This window comes from Rhodococcus sp. HM1, assembly GCF_023218075.1.
Taxonomy (GTDB): domain Bacteria; phylum Actinomycetota; class Actinomycetes; order Mycobacteriales; family Mycobacteriaceae; genus Rhodococcus.
On the sequence record NZ_JALPTB010000071.1, the window covers coordinates 1 to 15,183 of the forward strand.

13 protein-coding genes are annotated in these 15,183 nt (G+C 69.0%); 8 read left to right on the forward strand and 5 right to left on the reverse strand.

Annotation, left to right across the window (positions count from 1 at the left end; all coding sequences use genetic code 11):
• Window positions 1-935: serine/threonine-protein kinase (locus M1M07_RS26630; protein ID WP_248676120.1), on the reverse strand; the 935-nt coding region annotated here is incomplete at its 3' end.
• Between the two features lie 139 nt (window positions 936-1,074).
• Here M1M07_RS26630 and M1M07_RS26635 point away from each other — a divergent pair.
• From M1M07_RS26635 to M1M07_RS33125, 6 genes are all read left to right on the forward strand, one after another.
• Complete coding sequence (locus M1M07_RS26635) at window positions 1,075-1,449, forward strand: hypothetical protein (RefSeq protein ID WP_197251631.1); 375 nt, start codon at window positions 1,075-1,077, stop codon at window positions 1,447-1,449.
• The gene (locus M1M07_RS26640; protein ID WP_248676121.1) at window positions 1,443-2,576 is read left to right on the forward strand and encodes a methyltransferase; all 1,134 of its coding nucleotides are present in this window, start codon (window positions 1,443-1,445) and stop codon (window positions 2,574-2,576) included. Before M1M07_RS26635 ends, M1M07_RS26640 begins: the two co-directional genes overlap by 7 nt.
• Before the next feature lie 107 nt (window positions 2,577-2,683).
• Window positions 2,684-3,535, forward strand: coding sequence for a Bax inhibitor-1/YccA family protein (locus M1M07_RS26645; RefSeq protein ID WP_248676122.1), 852 nt, complete (start codon window positions 2,684-2,686; stop codon window positions 3,533-3,535).
• Window positions 3,536-3,685: 150 nt separating this feature from the next.
• Window positions 3,686-5,071, forward strand: coding sequence for a cystathionine beta-synthase (locus M1M07_RS26650; RefSeq protein WP_197257247.1), 1,386 nt, complete (start codon window positions 3,686-3,688; stop codon window positions 5,069-5,071).
• A 102-nt stretch (window positions 5,072-5,173) separates the two neighbouring features.
• The gene (locus tag M1M07_RS26655; RefSeq protein WP_248676123.1) at window positions 5,174-6,325 is read left to right on the forward strand and encodes a cystathionine gamma-synthase; all 1,152 of its coding nucleotides are present in this window, start codon (window positions 5,174-5,176) and stop codon (window positions 6,323-6,325) included.
• Window positions 6,326-6,389: 64 nt separating this feature from the next.
• Complete coding sequence (locus M1M07_RS33125; protein ID WP_248676124.1) at window positions 6,390-8,288, forward strand: SEC-C metal-binding domain-containing protein; 1,899 nt, start codon at window positions 6,390-6,392, stop codon at window positions 8,286-8,288.
• A 20-nt stretch (window positions 8,289-8,308) separates the two neighbouring features.
• On the opposite strand, the gene M1M07_RS26665 is transcribed toward M1M07_RS33125, so the two are convergent.
• From M1M07_RS26665 to M1M07_RS26675, 3 genes are read right to left on the reverse strand one after another with little or no spacing between them, the layout of a single operon-like run.
• Window positions 8,309-8,911 (reverse strand): DUF305 domain-containing protein, encoded by a 603-nt coding sequence (locus tag M1M07_RS26665; protein ID WP_197257241.1) that lies wholly within the window; start codon window positions 8,909-8,911, stop codon window positions 8,309-8,311.
• Window positions 8,908-10,419 (reverse strand): LVIVD repeat-containing protein, encoded by a 1,512-nt coding sequence (locus M1M07_RS26670; RefSeq protein ID WP_248676125.1) that lies wholly within the window; start codon window positions 10,417-10,419, stop codon window positions 8,908-8,910. The genes M1M07_RS26665 and M1M07_RS26670 overlap by 4 nt, the downstream gene beginning before the upstream one ends.
• A 17-nt stretch (window positions 10,420-10,436) precedes the next feature.
• On the reverse strand, window positions 10,437-12,194 hold the full coding sequence (locus M1M07_RS26675) for an alpha/beta fold hydrolase (RefSeq protein WP_248676126.1): 1,758 nt from the start codon (window positions 12,192-12,194) through the stop codon (window positions 10,437-10,439).
• Between the two features lie 44 nt (window positions 12,195-12,238).
• On the opposite strand from M1M07_RS26675, the gene M1M07_RS26680 reads away from it, so the two are divergent.
• Both M1M07_RS26680 and M1M07_RS26685 read left to right on the forward strand, forming a co-directional pair.
• Window positions 12,239-12,877, forward strand: coding sequence for a TetR/AcrR family transcriptional regulator (locus M1M07_RS26680; protein WP_248676127.1), 639 nt, complete (start codon window positions 12,239-12,241; stop codon window positions 12,875-12,877).
• Window positions 12,878-13,091: 214 nt separating this feature from the next.
• Window positions 13,092-14,450, forward strand: coding sequence for a bifunctional lytic transglycosylase/C40 family peptidase (locus M1M07_RS26685; RefSeq protein ID WP_248676128.1), 1,359 nt, complete (start codon window positions 13,092-13,094; stop codon window positions 14,448-14,450).
• Window positions 14,451-14,537: 87 nt separating this feature from the next.
• Here M1M07_RS26685 and greA read toward each other — a convergent pair whose 3' ends face one another.
• Window positions 14,538-15,032: a transcription elongation factor GreA gene (greA, locus tag M1M07_RS26690; protein ID WP_197257236.1), complete on the reverse strand. Its 495-nt coding sequence runs from the start codon at window positions 15,030-15,032 to the stop codon at window positions 14,538-14,540.
• Window positions 15,033-15,183 lie beyond the last annotated feature (151 nt).

Here is a 15,183-nt window from a genome sequence, read left to right on the forward strand (position 1 = left end):
GCCTGGCCGGGGTGGGTCGGCAACGCCATCTCGTCGACGTCGAGCGAGTGCGCCTCCTCGACCTGCCGAAGGATGTCACCGAATGCGAACGCCGTCTGCGGCCGGTTGTCCGGATCGGTGGCCATGCCCTGCTCGATTGCTGCGCACACGTCGTCGGGGATGCCCTCGCCACGCAGGTCCGGGATCGGTTCGGTGGTGATGCGCACGAACTGTGCCACCACTCGTTCGCCCTTGCGGCGCTCGAACGCCGCGTGCCCGGTCAGTGCGCAGAACAGCGTCGCGGACAGCGAATACACGTCGGAGGTCGCGGCGGGCGGTTTGCCCTCGAGGATCTCCGGTGCGGTGAACGCCGGAGATCCGGTGATCTCGCGCGACGTGGTGCGGAATCCGCCTGCGACCCGGGCGATCCCGAAATCGGTCAGCTGTGGCTCGCCGTACTCGGTGATGAGGATGTTCGCGGGCTTGACGTCGCGATGCAGGATGCCCGACCGGTGAGCGGTTTCCAGAGCGCCGGCGAGCTTGACCCCGATGCGCAGCACGTCCCGCCACGGCAACGGCCCGTGGCGGCGGATGCGGGCTTCGAGCGAGTCGTGGGGGTGGTAGTGCATCGCCAGGTAGGGCTGACCCCCCGGCGTCGAGCCGGCCTGCAGCACCGTCACGATGTGCGGATGTCCCGACAGGCGGCCCATCGCGCGCTGCTCGCGGAGGAAGCGTTCGAGATTCTCCGGTTCGAGTGTGGAAGCCAGGACCTTCACCGCGACCGTGCGGTCGAGGTCCTCCTGGCGGCAGCGGTAGACGACCCCGAAACCTCCGCGACCTATCTCCTGCGGGTCCGCGAACCCGACTGCCTCCAGATCGCGCGCGTTGGCGTCCTCGTCGTCGGTGACGTCGAGGAACGGTGCTCGTTGCGTCTCGAGCGGATTCTGTTCGACCATCGCTGCAAACCGCCTCGCCCGGTTTCTCCAGGATAGTCGGGTCAGGTACCGCCCGGCGCTGATCCATCCAGCGGATTCGTTTACCGTGTTGCCGCCGGGACTACCGGAAAACGACACTGCGACCAGAAGTGGGACATAGATGAAGAAGACTCTCGCGGCGCTGTTGGGTGCAGGTGCAGTCCTGCTTGCGGCGGCGTGCGGATCCTCCGACGAGGGGTCCGACTCGGCCGGCGACACCACCGCGGCCACCACCACGACCAGCGCGGCGGCCGCCGCCGGCGATTCCGGCGCCACCGGGTCCACCGGGGTCGAGCTCGGCCAGAGCTACGACGAGATCTGCACCGCGATGCTGCCGTACTTCGAGCAGCTCGAGGGCTGGGGACAGGACCGCGCGGAGGCCGCCAAGTCCGTCGCCGACGCCCAGCAGATGCTCCCGGGCTGGGAGGGCCTCTCCGAGGACCAGAAGGCCGACACGCTCCGCGCCATCGAGAACGCCGGCAAGGGCGAGTGCTGATCGACTGCCAGGAGTTGTTCGCCAGGTTGCGGCGCTTCCCCGACGTGGAAGCGCCGAACCTGGTTGCCGTGGATGCCGCCGATCGGCTGCTCCTCGACGAAGCCGGCGCCGCGCTCGCCGCGGCGCCGGCGGGCACCGTCGTGGTCGTCGACGACCAGTACGGTGCCCTCACGCTCGGTGCCGCCGTGCGATACGGCAGCACCGGTATCCGTGTCCATCAGGATTCGGTGGTGGGGGAGCGGGCACTGGCCGCCAATGCCGACCGCGAAGGCCTCACCGACCACTACACCCGGCACGGCCTCGACGCTGCCCTGGTGACCGGCGCGCGGGTGGTGCTGCTGCGGCTGCCGCGGTCGCTGAGCGCGCTCGCCGAGATCGCCGAGACGATCGCCCGCCACGCCGACCCCGACGTCGTCGTCTTCGCCGGTGGTCGCGACAAGCACATCTCCCTGGCCATGAACGACGTGCTGGGACGTTCCTTCGCCGACGTGCAGGCCTCCCGCGGACGGCAGAAGTCGCGGGTGCTCACCGCCCGCACCCCGATCCCGGGCCCGTCCACCTATCCGGTGACCGAGACCCTGGCCGACATCGACCTGACGGTCGTCGCGCACGGAGCCGCGTTCGCCGGTCCGCGCCTCGACATCGGCACCCGGTTCCTCCTCGAGTTCCTGCCGCGTATGCGTCCGGACGCGGCGGTGGCCGTCGACCTGGGCTGCGGGACCGGGATCCTCGCGGTGTCCCTGGCCCGGCAGAACCCGGACCTGCGGGTCGTCGCGACCGACCAGTCCGCGGCGGCGATCGCGTCGGCCGCCGCGACCGCCGCCGCGAACGGCGTCGCCGACCGGGTGGAGGTGCTGCGCGACGACGCCGCCTCGACGCTGCCCGACGACTCCGTCGACCTGGTGGTCTGCAATCCGCCCTTCCACGTCGGCGCCGCGGTGCACACCGGTGCCGCCGAGAAGATGTTCGATGCCGCCGCCCGGATCCTGCGCGACGGCGGCGAACTGTGGACGGTGTACAACTCGCATCTCAACTACCGGGGAACCCTGCGGCGGGTCGTCGGACGGACCGACATGGCGGGACGGAACCGCAAGTTCACGGTGACCAGGTCCGTGCGAACCCGGTAGAGTCCGGTTCGTCCGATCTCGAGTGTGCCGGGCCGGTGTCTGCGGGAACTCCCGCGACCCGCAGCACGTTGAACGGACAGAACCGACCACGAGAAGGGATGTGCACGGTGCGCACCACCAGTAACCCGGTGTTCCGCAACCTGCCCAAGCAAGAGGGCGGCGGATACGCCACGTTCGGCTCTGCGACGGCGGGCGCCGCGCAGGTCACCCAGCAATTCGGTCAGCCGCAGTACGCGCAGCAGGATCCGTGGGCCCGCCCTGCGACCACCCGCGCGATGACCATCGACGACGTCGTGACCAAGACGGGCATCACCCTCGGTGTGCTGACGGTCTCGGCGCTGGTCTCCTACTTCCTGGTCAACTCCAATGTGAACCTGGCCGCGCCGTTCGTCATCGGCGGCGGTCTGGTCGGCCTGGTGCTGGTCCTCGTCGCGACCTTCGGCCGCAAGATGGACAACCCGGCGATCGTCCTCGCCTACGCCGTCGCCGAAGGTTTCTTCCTCGGCGCGCTGTCGTTCATGTTCACCGACATCACGTTCGGTGGAGCAGGCGGATCGACCCTCATCGCGCAGGCCGTTCTCGGCACGTTCGGTGTCTTCTTCGGCATGCTCGTCGTGTACCGGACCGGCGCGATCCGCGTCACCCCGCGACTGACCCGCATGATCGTGGGCGCGCTGATCGGCGTGCTGGTCCTGGCCCTGGGCAATCTCGTCGCCGGCTTCTTCATCGACGGCGGCCTGGGCCTGCGTGACGGCGGCGCTCTCGCCATCGTCTTCAGCCTCGTCTGCATCGGCATCGCCGCGTTCAGCTTCCTGCTGGACTTCGACGCCGCCGACCAGCTGATCCGCGCCCAGGCGCCGGAGAAGGCCGCGTGGGGCGTCGCGTTCGGTCTCACCGTCACCCTGGTGTGGCTGTACGTCGAGATCCTGCGACTGCTGAGCTACTTCCAGAGCGAATAGTCCTGCCCTGAACCTCGCCTGCCCGTGCGTGTTTTCGGTAGTTCCCACTACCGAAAACACGCACGGGCAGCGGTGTTTCTGTCGTGTTTCCGCCCGGCCGCCGAGACGGCCGCCGGGCCGGACCACATCGTGAAATGAGAACATGGAGCCATGCGCATCGCGGAAACCGTCGTCGACCTGATCGGGAACACCCCCCTCGTCAAGCTCAACTCGGTCGTCAAGCCGGGCTCGGCGCTCGTCGCGGCGAAAGTGGAATACCTCAACCCCGGCGGCAGCTCGAAGGACCGCATCGCGGTCAAGATGATCGACGCCGCCGAGGCGTCCGGCGCGCTGAAGCCGGGCGGCACCATCGTCGAGCCGACCTCCGGGAACACCGGCATCGGCCTGGCCCTCGTCGCGCAGCAGCGCGGCTACAAGTGCGTGTTCGTCTGCCCCGACAAGGTGAGCGAGGACAAGCGCAACACCCTCAAGGCGTACGGCGCCGAGGTCGTCGTGTGCCCGACCGCGGTTCCGCCGGAACACCCGGACAGCTACTACAGCGTCTCCGACCGCCTCGCCCGTGAACTGCCCGGCGGCTGGAAGCCCGACCAGTACTCCAACCCCGGCGGCCCGGAAAGCCACTACGAAACCACCGGCCCGGAGATCTGGCGCGACACCGACGGCAAGGTCACGCACTTCGTCGCGGGTGTCGGCACCGGCGGCACCATCACCGGCACCGGCCGCTACCTCAAGGAGGTGTCCGGCGGGAAGGTCAAGGTCATCGGCGCCGACCCCGAGGGCTCGGTGTACTCCGGCGGCACCGGCCGCCCCTACCTCGTCGAAGGTGTCGGCGAGGACTTCTGGCCCAGCGCATACGACCCGTCGATCCCCGACGAGATCATCGCCGTCTCCGACGCCGACTCGTTCGAGATGACCCGGCGGCTCGCCCGCGAGGAAGGCCTGCTCGTCGGCGGTTCGTGCGGCATGGCGGTCGTCGCCGCCCTGAAGGTCGCCGAGCGTGAGGGCCCCGACGCGCTCGTCGTGGTGCTGCTTCCGGACGGTGGCCGCGGCTACCTGTCGAAGATCTTCAACGACAAGTGGATGGCGTCCTACGGCTTCCTGCGTTCGCCGCTCGACGGCAAGCCCGACGATTCCACCGTCGGCGACGTGCTGCGCGCCAAGTCCGGCGACCTGCCCGACCTGGTGCACACCCACCCGTCGGAGACCGTGCGCGACGCCATCGAGATCCTCCGCGAATACGGCGTCTCCCAGATGCCGGTCGTCGGTGCGGAACCGCCCATCACCGCCGGTGAGGTCGCCGGGTCCGTCAGCGAACGGGAACTGCTCAGCGCCGTGTTCGAAGGCCGCGCGAAGCTCGCCGACTCGGTCGCCGAGCACATGAGCCCGGCCCTGCCGCTGATCGGTGTCGGCGAGTCGATCGGTGCCGCGACCAAGGCGTTCGGCGACACCGACGCGCTGATGGTCATCGACGACGGCAAGCCCGTCGGCGTCATCACCCGCCACGACCTGCTCGGTTTCATCAGCGCCGGTTCCTGACGGACGAACACTGCAGTCCGGTGACGTCTTCGACGTCGCGGTCCGGTGATGTCTTCGACGTCACCGGACCGCGGTGTCTCCGATGTCGATAGGCTGGACCGCATGAGTGAGCAGCACAGCCACGGATTCTCCACCCGAGCCGTCCACGCCGGATACGATCCCGACCCGCAGACCGGCGCGGTCAATGTGCCGATCTACGCGAGTTCGACGTTCGCGCAGGACGGCGTCGGCAACATGCGCAGCGGATTCGAGTACGCCCGGACCGGCAACCCGACGCGGCGACCGCTCGAAGCGAACCTCGCCGCACTCGAAAACGGAACCTACGGACGGGCGTTCGGTTCCGGCATGGCCGCCACCGACTGCGTCCTGCGGTCGGTGCTGCGCCCCGGCGACCACCTGGTGATCCCCAACGACGCGTACGGCGGCACGTTCCGTCTCATCGACAAGGTTTTCACCCAGTGGGGCATCGAGTACACGCCGGTCGCGGTCAACGATGTCGACGAGGTGCGCGCGGCGATCCGTCCCGAAACCAAGCTGGTGTGGCTCGAGACGCCGACGAATCCGCTGCTCAACATCGGCGACATCGCCGCGATCGCCGAGGTCGCGCATGCCGGTGACGCAAAGCTGGTGGTGGACAACACTTTTGCTTCTCCGTACCTGCAGCAGCCGCTGACGCTCGGCGCCGATATCGTGCTGCACTCGACCACGAAGTACATCGGCGGCCACTCCGATGTGGTCGGCGGCGCGCTGGTGACGAACGACGAGGAACTCGACCACAAGTTCGGGTTCCTGCAGAACGGCGCCGGTGCCGTGCCCGGACCGTTCGACGCGTACCTGACGCTGCGCGGCATCAAGACGCTCGCGCTGCGCATGGAGCGGCACAGCGACAACGCCGAGCAGATCGTCGATCTGCTGTCCGGCCACAAGGCCGTGAGCCATGTGCTCTACCCGGGGCTCGAGTCCCATCCCGCACACGAGGTCGCCGCCAAGCAGATGCGCCGGTTCGGCGGCATGATCTCGGTGCGCCTGGCGGGCGGCCGGGAGGCTGCGCTGGACTTCTGCAAGCGCACCGAGATCTTCACGCTCGCCGAATCCCTCGGCGGCGTCGAATCGCTCATCGAACACCCGGGCGCGATGACGCACGCGTCGACCGCCGGTTCGGTGCTGGAGGTGCCGGACGACCTGGTTCGCCTGTCGGTGGGCATCGAGGACGCCGCCGACCTGCTCGCGGACATCGAGCAGGCGCTGGGATAGACGACACGGTCCGCCGGTCGGTTGCGTCCTGCGACCGGCCGGCGGACCCGTACGATCGACAGTTGTGAGCACAGACCTCGACGCCCTCACCGACGCCGCACTCGATGTGCTCCGTCGGCACGGACCGCTGACCGACGACGACCTCGCCGCGCATCTCGCCGACGAGGGATTCGGTGACGCCGACGAACTGGGGTACGCGGTCGTCGACCTCGATCATCCGTACCTCGACCTGCTTCCGGACGGGCGCAACGTCGCCGTCGACACGCTGCTCGAGGGGCGGGTGTTCACCCACCGTCTCTCGGCTGCGGAGATCGCGGCCGACGCGACCGGCGCCGACGAGCTCGGCCTGCCGACGAGAGCGCTGTGGGGCAACCCGGACGAGGACCGCGTGGAGTACGTCTTCAACGACCCGGAAGACGAACGCCTCGTCGAGCGGGGTATCGGGGACGGTGACATTCCGGACGAGGACATCCTGCTGCTCCCGCCGGGAACGTTCGCGGGGTGGTCGCCCGGTGACGTGGTGGCGTTCACCGTGACCGACGGACGTGTGCAGTGGCGACGCGTCGACGGCGACCTCGCCGCCGGGCCCGACCTTGCGGCCGGCATCGGTGCCGACACCGAGTTCCCGGTTCTGCTCGAAGATGTGTTGCTGAGTCTCGTGGCAACCGATCCGGCCGCATTCGCCGAACCGGCCGTTCCGTTGAACGAGTGGATCGACGCCGCCGGTTTCGACCGGCATCAGGACGACATCGCGCCGCGCGGTTTCGACTTCGCCGAATACCTGCGCGAACAGCGGCTCGCCGTCTATGCCGAGGAGCTCGACCTCGACCGGGAAGCCGTCCCGGACGTGCTGATGTTCGTCGGGCTCGTCGAGTCGATCGAGGACGGTGACGAGCTCGACCCGCAGTTCGTCGAGCACGGCGCCGGGCTGTACCGGCATCTCGCCGACCCGTACGTCGCCGCGGTGGCACTGGGGCAGGTCATCGAACACGAACTTGCGCCGGCGTCCCTGTCGCAGGCGGCAGAAGTGTTGCTGTCCTTCGGATCTCGCGAACTTGCCGCACCTGCGCACTGGTTCGCCGGACGGGCCGCCGAATACGACGGACGGATGCGGGATGCCGAGCGCCACTACGAGCAGTCGGCCGGAGCCGATGTCGAGTTCGTACCGAGCCTGATCGACCTCGCCCACTTCGCATCCGACCGCGGGGACGCGGTGCGTGGCCTCACCCTCCTCGACCGGATCGAAGGCGGCGACGAAGAGCCCCTGTACGAACTACTGCAGTTCTTCCGGCCCGTCGACCGGCCCGTCGACCGGCCCGACCTCGGCCGCAACGACCGCTGCTGGTGCGGTTCCGGACGCAAGTACAAGGTGTGCCACCTCGGCAAGGCCGATCACCCGCTCACCGAGCGCGCCGCATGGCTGTATCAGAAGGCCGCGATGCACACCGACCTCCCGCGATGGTCCGTTGTGCAGTTCGCGCTCGCCGAGAATCGCGTCGCCGACCTCGACGAGTTCGACGAGGAGTACGCCGAGGCCTTGAACGAGGCGCTCGCCGATCCGCTGATCACCGATCTGGTGCTGTTCGAGTGCGGGGCGTTCGCCGAGTTCGTCGAGCAGCGCGGTTACCTGCTGCCCGAGGACGAACTGGACCTGGCCAGGCAGTGGCTGGAGGCGAAGCGCTCACTGTACGAGGTCGAACGGGTGCAGCCGGGTGTGTCGGTGACCGCGCGGGATCTGGTCACCGGCGAGACCGTCGAGATCAGCGACCGTGTCGCGAGCCGGCAGGTCGGCGCAGGGGAACTGTTGCTGACCCGCCTCGTGTCCGTCGGCGACGCGTGGCGGATCGTCGGCGAGATCCAGCGGATCGCCGAGGAGCAGCGGGCCGCGATGCTCGAAGTCCTCGACGACCCGGACCTCGACCCCGCCGCGCTGGTCGACCCCTTCTCGGACGAGGCCGACTGACACGGGTCGACCGGCACAGGTCACGGATACGGCAGGACGGTCGCACCCCGCGCGTCCAGCGCCACGGCCATCAACGAAATCTCCTGGTGCTGTTCGTCGACGAGTGCGGTCGCACGGGTGCGCACGGCCGGCACCGCGGTCGTGTGCGCCACATCCGCCGCCATGTCGATCCCGCCCTGATGATGGCGAATCATCAACTGCAGGAACAAGATTTCACGCTCGGGGCCGGTGGCGTCGTGCAGGCGGGTCAGTTCCTCGTTCGTGGCGACGCCCGGCATGCCGACATGGTCGTGCCCGGTCGGCTGGGCGGGTGCACCCGCGAGTTCCAGCCAGCCGGTGAGGATTCCGATCTCCTGCACCTGCGACGTACGGATCTGCGCGGCGAGCGCACGCACGTCCGGCGCGACGTCCCGGCCGAGCATGTCGGCCATGGTGATCGCCTGTTGATGGTGCATCGACATGGCCTGCGCGAACGCGATGTCGCCGTCGGTGAGCGCCACCGTCGCGGTCGCGGGGCCGGGATCGGTGCCGCCGCCGGACGAGATCCGTCCGACCGCGACACCGAGCGTCAGGCACAGTACGGCCACGGCGAGTACCAGCGTGGTGCGACGTGTCGTGCTCATCGCGGCGGATACACCGCCGGATCCAGTTGCAGCGCCATGAACCCGTTGTCCATGCACGTCACATACAGCTTGTCGCCGTGGAATTCCGGGGGCGAGAGGCACCAGTCGGCGGACAGGTCGCCGCCGACGAGCCGGCTGCGCTCGTTGACGATCCCGTCGGTTCCGGTCTCGCCCTGCAGGATCGCGCGGGCGACGGACAGAGTGCCGATGATCGGCGGGGCCGCGATCGATCCGAGCGTCGCGTGCAGCGAATTCGGCAACTGCAGGTTCTTCCCGGTCTGCGCAGGCGGGTTGAAGTACGCGATCTCCCGGAACCGGTCCGGGTCCGTCACGTCGAACACCCGGATGCCGGACTGGATCCAGCCGCACGCCATCGCGCGCGGATCGTCGGGGCGGTCGACGGTGCAGTAGTGCGCGTCGTAACCGAAGGCACCGTTCGCGGCGCTGCTCGACGCCCAGCGGTTCTGGTTCTCCGGCAGGTTGATCGCGAGCTTCGCGCTGGTGCGCCAGCGCGGGGCGGCCGGGTCGGCGATGTCGAACAGTTTCACGCCGCCGGAGCCGCCTTCGTCGACGGTGAAGATGTGCGGCACGCCGTCGTACGTGACGTACACGCTGTGCTGGCTGAGCAGGCCGTCGGTCCAGAACTTCGAACCCAGATGCGGCAGCGGATGGCCGATCACGGTGCGCGGCGGCCGATTCTGCACCGCCGAGACGTCGAGGATCGTCATCCCGGCCAGATTCGACAGGAACATGGTGTTCCCGTCCGGCGTGAATCCCATGCCGTGCGCGGCGACACCGGTGAGGCCGCCCCACACGACCATCGGCTGCGTGGGATCGGTGAGATCGACGGCGCTGACCCAGCCCGGAGCGATCCCGGACGCCCAGTAGGTGTTGCCGTCGGGGGAGAAGGCGCCCTCGTGGGTGGTGATGGGCACCGGCATGTTCGGCAGCGAACCGGTGGTCGTGTTCAGCAACCGGGGGTGTGCGCAGTCCTCGGAGATGTCGTACACCGAGATGTAGCCGGCGCTTTCGATCAATCCGACGCCGGTGCCGACGAGCAGACCGCGCCCCTCGTGTACCTTCAGCGATTCCCAGGTGCCGCCGACCATCGCCGGTTCCGTGAGCACCTCTGTGCGTACCGGATGCGCCGGGTCGCCGACGTCGAGAACCTGCACACCGGCGTCCTCGCCGAGGAGATTGGTGGGGAAGGTCGACGCGATGTATGCGCAGTCGCCGTAGGTGGGGCTGATCGGACCGGCGCCCTGGCCCTGGTACTGCCCGATCAGGTCGATGTTGCAGTTGTATCCGCCGGTGCTGCGGCCGGAGGTGCGGTCCGCGAGCGGGACCTCGCCCTGGATCCCGGTCTCCACCAGATCTCCCGGCCGGCAGGACGCCGGGTCGACCGCGGTGGGCCACACGCCGGTGACTTCGTCGAATCCCGACGGCGGTTCTGCCGAGGCGACGGCGGAGCCGGCGAGGAGGACGGTGGCGGTGGCGAACGTGGTCACAGCCCTGATCGCGCGCCTCATCGGGTGGTTTCCACCAGGTCCCGCAGTACCGCGGTGACCTCGTCGGGGCGTTCGAGTGGCCCGCAGTGGCCCGAGTCGAGTTCGTGCAGACCCAGGGGGTGCTGCAGCCGCGCGGCGATCGCCTGCGACCGCGCAGGCGGGGCGATCCGGTCGTGACGTCCCGAGATCACCACTGCCGGAACCGGAACGTGCGCCGGGTCGACGTCGGTCACCATGTTCACCAGCAGTGCGCCGTAGCCGCCGCGTCCACGCGCGGAGGTCGCGGCGAGGATCACATCGACCTCGCGGGCGACCGACGGGTCCGCGGTGGCACCGACCGCGACACGGGCGAGCAGTTGCCGGCGCAGCGGCAGGCGACGCGGCAGCGGGAGACCTGCCGCGGGTGCCACCGACTGCGCCAACCGGCGACGCAGCGCGAGCGTGCGTTCGGGGCCGCGGAGGAACCGCAGGTTGTCGAGGATGTCGCCGGGCGTGGTGTTCACCAGCGCGACCGCCGACACCCGGGACGCCGCGTCCGCCGCGTACTTCTGCGCCCAGCTCATCACCGCGATTCCGCCCATCGAATGTCCCGCGACGACGGCGCGCTGCCCGTCCGGGACGGTCGCGGTCAGCACCGCCTGCAGATCGTCGGCGAGATGGTCGAGTTCGTAGTTGCCGGCGCGCGGGGCGTCGCTGCGGCCGTGCCCGCGATGGTCGAAGGCGACGACCCGGAACTCGCTGCTCAGATCACGAATCTGGTTGCGCCAGAACAGTGTCGAACACAGGATGCCGTGTGCCAGCACGATCGTCGGGGCGTCGTCCGGTCCGTGGATCTCGGCGTGCAGGCGGGTACCGTCGGCGCTGCGCACGTCGACGACCCGGGCATCGGGATGCGAGTGCGTGCGGCGATCCGCGCGGCGCAGTGCCCGGCGCGCCTGCGGCACCATACGGACGGTCCGGGGCAGTCGCGGTAGCACGGTGCGCGACGTCGCGGCGAGCGCGGCGAAGGCGCGTTCGTGGCTCCGGGTCCAGCGCATGCCGAACATCTCGCGCAGGTCCGGTGGCAGCAGACCGCCGGTGATCAGGGTCAGGACCCGTCCGGCGATCGGCCGTGAGGTGAAGTTCCAGAGGAACTTGTTGCCCACCAATGGAATCGGGGGAGGCTGCGGCGATCCGACGACCGCGAGGACACGGTCGGTGATGTCCGAGCGTTCCAGCCGGGTCGCCGACATCTGGTCGAACCACGCGCAGAAGGCCGCCCAGTCGGCGGGCATGTCCTGCTCGCGGACGCCGTACAGCCGGCCCACCCGGCGCATCTCCAGGTAGAACTGCTCGACCTCGCCGGGACGCCAGCCGCGCCCGAGGAGTTTCTGCTGGGTGTACACGCCGTGCACCAGGCTCGCGTGAACCCAGTGGAACGCTTCGGGATTCAGTGAACTCCAGCGTGATCCGTCGGGATTCGTGCCCTTGATCGAGCGATGCAGATCCCGGAGGCGGCGTGCCGTGGCGAGCGCTTCCTCCTCTCCGTAGACGACGCCCATGATCATGTCGAGGGTGCGTTCGGCGCGCCCGTACGGGTCGGATTCGAAGACCGAGAATTCGCGCACGCCTGTCGCGACGATCGGATGCGCCACGTCGATCAGCAGCCGCCGCGAGGCGCCGAGTACGAACGTCAGGTCACCGAACACCGACCAGGCGACGGAATCCGGACCCAGCGGGGGCGGATCGAGGGGCGTGGTCTCCGGATGGGGGCGTGTTTCCACCGCGTTCGTCATGAGATCATTGGTAGCAGAATAGTCTCAGGTGCGATAGTGGATGGATGACCCGCCCCGGTGCGTCGCTACCCAGTCTTTTCGGTCGCGCGATCGAGCAGGTGTCGTCGGCGCCGGAGGTGGACGACGGGGTGTTCGACGCCGCGCTCGCCGTACTCGCCGAGCGCGGCACCCGGGCCGCGACGATGGACGACGTGGCCGCGCGCTCGGGGGTCAGTCGCGCGACGCTCTTCCGCCGTTTCGGCGGGAAGGACGCGCTGTTCGAGGCGGCGCTGGCGCGCGCGCTGCGCGGGTTCCTCGAAGAGATCGGCACGACCTTCCTCACGGTCACCGATCCGGTGGAACGCATCGAGGCGGCCTTCGTCGCGTGCCTGCGCTTTCGCCGTCGGTTCATCGCGGGGAACTCGGATCCGGCGCACGGTGCCACCCTGGTGGCGATGCTCTCGGCCGGTGACCCCTCGCCCCTCGAACTCGGCCGGCGGTTCATTGCCGCCCGCATCGTGGCCGGCCAGGCGGAGGGCGTCCTGCCTGCGGCGGACGCGGACATCCAGGCCGACGCGATCATCCGCCTGACGCTCAGCTATCTCGTGCTGCCCAGTGCCGTCTACGACCTCGACGACATCGAGGTCGCACGCTCGGTGGCCCGCAAGGCGATCGCGCCGCTGGTCACCGGCATTCCGGGCTGAGCGCCGCGGCGCTTCGCGGCCGGACGCCCCTGTTCCGGGCGGGATTTCTGTAACCTCTGGTACCGGGATTGTACCGGGGGCGGTCGAACATGAGCCGACTTATTGAAACACGTTCTTACATATATGTGATATGAACGTGGTGAAACGACACCGGTGATCGACATCACAACGTACGGTGAAGTCGTTCCGGATCTGGATGGTGGGGAGTTCGCGTATGTCAGTCGACGCGTCGGCCGTGATCGTTGCAGTGGCTACGGCCGCAAGCGCCCTGGTACAGGGGGCCGACATTCCGGCGGAGATCAAGGACCAGGTCACACAGGTCATCGAATCGTTCGAGGCGTCCGCGCCCGGCGTCGACCAGCAGGTAACGGACATGATCGCGACGCTGCCCGAAGCAGTTCGGCCGGCGGCGCAACAGGCGGTCGTGGACGCCACGGCCTCCGTGGCGGCCGCGATCGAACCGCACCTTCCGCCCGAGGCGGCCGCGGCCCTCGTGACACCCCCGGAAAGCGCGGGACCCCCGCCCGGCCTGGCACCCGCCGCTCCGGCGCCGCGACCGAATCCGTTCGCGGTGACACCGCCGCCCGCGGTCGCGACCGGGCCGGTTGCGCAGGCCCCGGCCGGAATCACCGTCGGCGGCATCACGCTGCCGTCGATCCCGGCGATCCTGCCCGGAACGAGCCTCGCCCCGATCGGGGCCGTCGCGGTCTTCGCGCCGTGGCTCAAGAAGGCCGGGTCGCTGTGTGAGGGCATCACCGCGCCCGTGCTCGCCGCCCTGTACTCGGCCGAGAACGGCTTCCGCTACGGGCCCACCGCGCCGGTCTCGCCGACCGGCGCGAAAGGCCCGGGCCAGTTCATGCCGGGCACCTGGGACGCATACGGCAAGGACGCCGACGGCGACGGGATCGCGGACGTCCTCGGCATCGCCGATCCGGTGATGGCATCCGGTGCGCTGCTCTGCGACAACTACAAGCTCATCGACGACTGGAAGAAGCGCGGCCTGGTGCAGGGCGACACCCTGGACCTGACACTGGCCGCGTACAACGCCGGTATCGGCGCGGTCCGTCGCTCGGGCGGTATGCCGTCGGGCTCACCCGACTACGAGAACCAGACCAAGCCCTACGTCGCGAAGATCCGCGCGACCGAAGCGGCGTTCTCCCGGTTGCTGTCGCCGTTCCTGGGCCTGGGCCTGCCCGGCATCACCGATGCCGGCAACAAGGTCGTCGACCTCGCATTCCGCTTCCTGGGCCTGCCCTACGTGTGGGGCGGCGGCAACATCAACGGTCCGTCCGGCGGCGGCTTCGACTGCTCCGGGCTCACGTCCTACGCCGTCTATGCCGCGACCGGCACCGTGCTGCCGCGCACCTCGGAAACCCAATGGCACGTCGGCACCGAGATCCCGCTGGATCAGGCCCGGCCCGGCGACCTGCTGTTCGGCAACTGGCAGGCCGGGGGACCGGGACACGTCGCCATCTACATCGGCGGCGGCCAGATGGTGCACGCGCCCACGACCGGGGATGTCGTCCGGGTCGGCGCGGTCTTCCCCGACATGAAGGCCCGCAGGATCTTCTGAGTCCGGACACGAGAAAGGCCCCGACCGCACGGTCGGGGCCCTTCTCAGGCGTTCGACAGGACCGGCCGTGGATTCACGGCCGTCCGATCAGCCGTGGTACGGCTCCGCGCTGACGAGGGTCACCTTCATGGTGCCGCCGTTGGGCAGGACGTACTCACGGGTCTCGCCGACCTTCGCCTCGAGCAGCGCGCCGCCGAGCGGGGAATTGGGCGAGTAGATCTCGATCTCGTTGCTGCGCGCACCCTCTTCACGGGTCGCGATCAGGAACGTCTCCTTGTCGCTCTCGTCTCCGTCGTAGTACACCGTGACAACCGATCCGGGCAGCGCGACACCGGACCGGGTGGGCGCAACGCCGACCTTCGCGGCACTGAGCAGCTCCTGGAGCTGGCGAATCCGGGCCTCCTGCTGGCCCTGTTCCTCGCGGGCGGCGTGGTAGCCGCCGTTCTCCTTGAGATCACCCTCTTCGCGGCGCTCGTTGATCTCGGCCGCGATGATGGGACGATTCGCGATGAGCTGGTCGAGTTCTGCCTTGAGTCGGTCGTACGACTCCTGTGTCAGCCAGGTGCCCTGGGTCTCGGTCATCCTCGATCACTTCCTTCGGGTTGGAGCCCCCGGCTCCGTCGACAGGCCGCGCACATGCAGCGACCACGACAGCATGGGCTCCTGATCGTTACCCCCACTGGGTGTGGTGAACGGAGCCGTACTGCCTACTATGCAGCAATACACGGCCCCA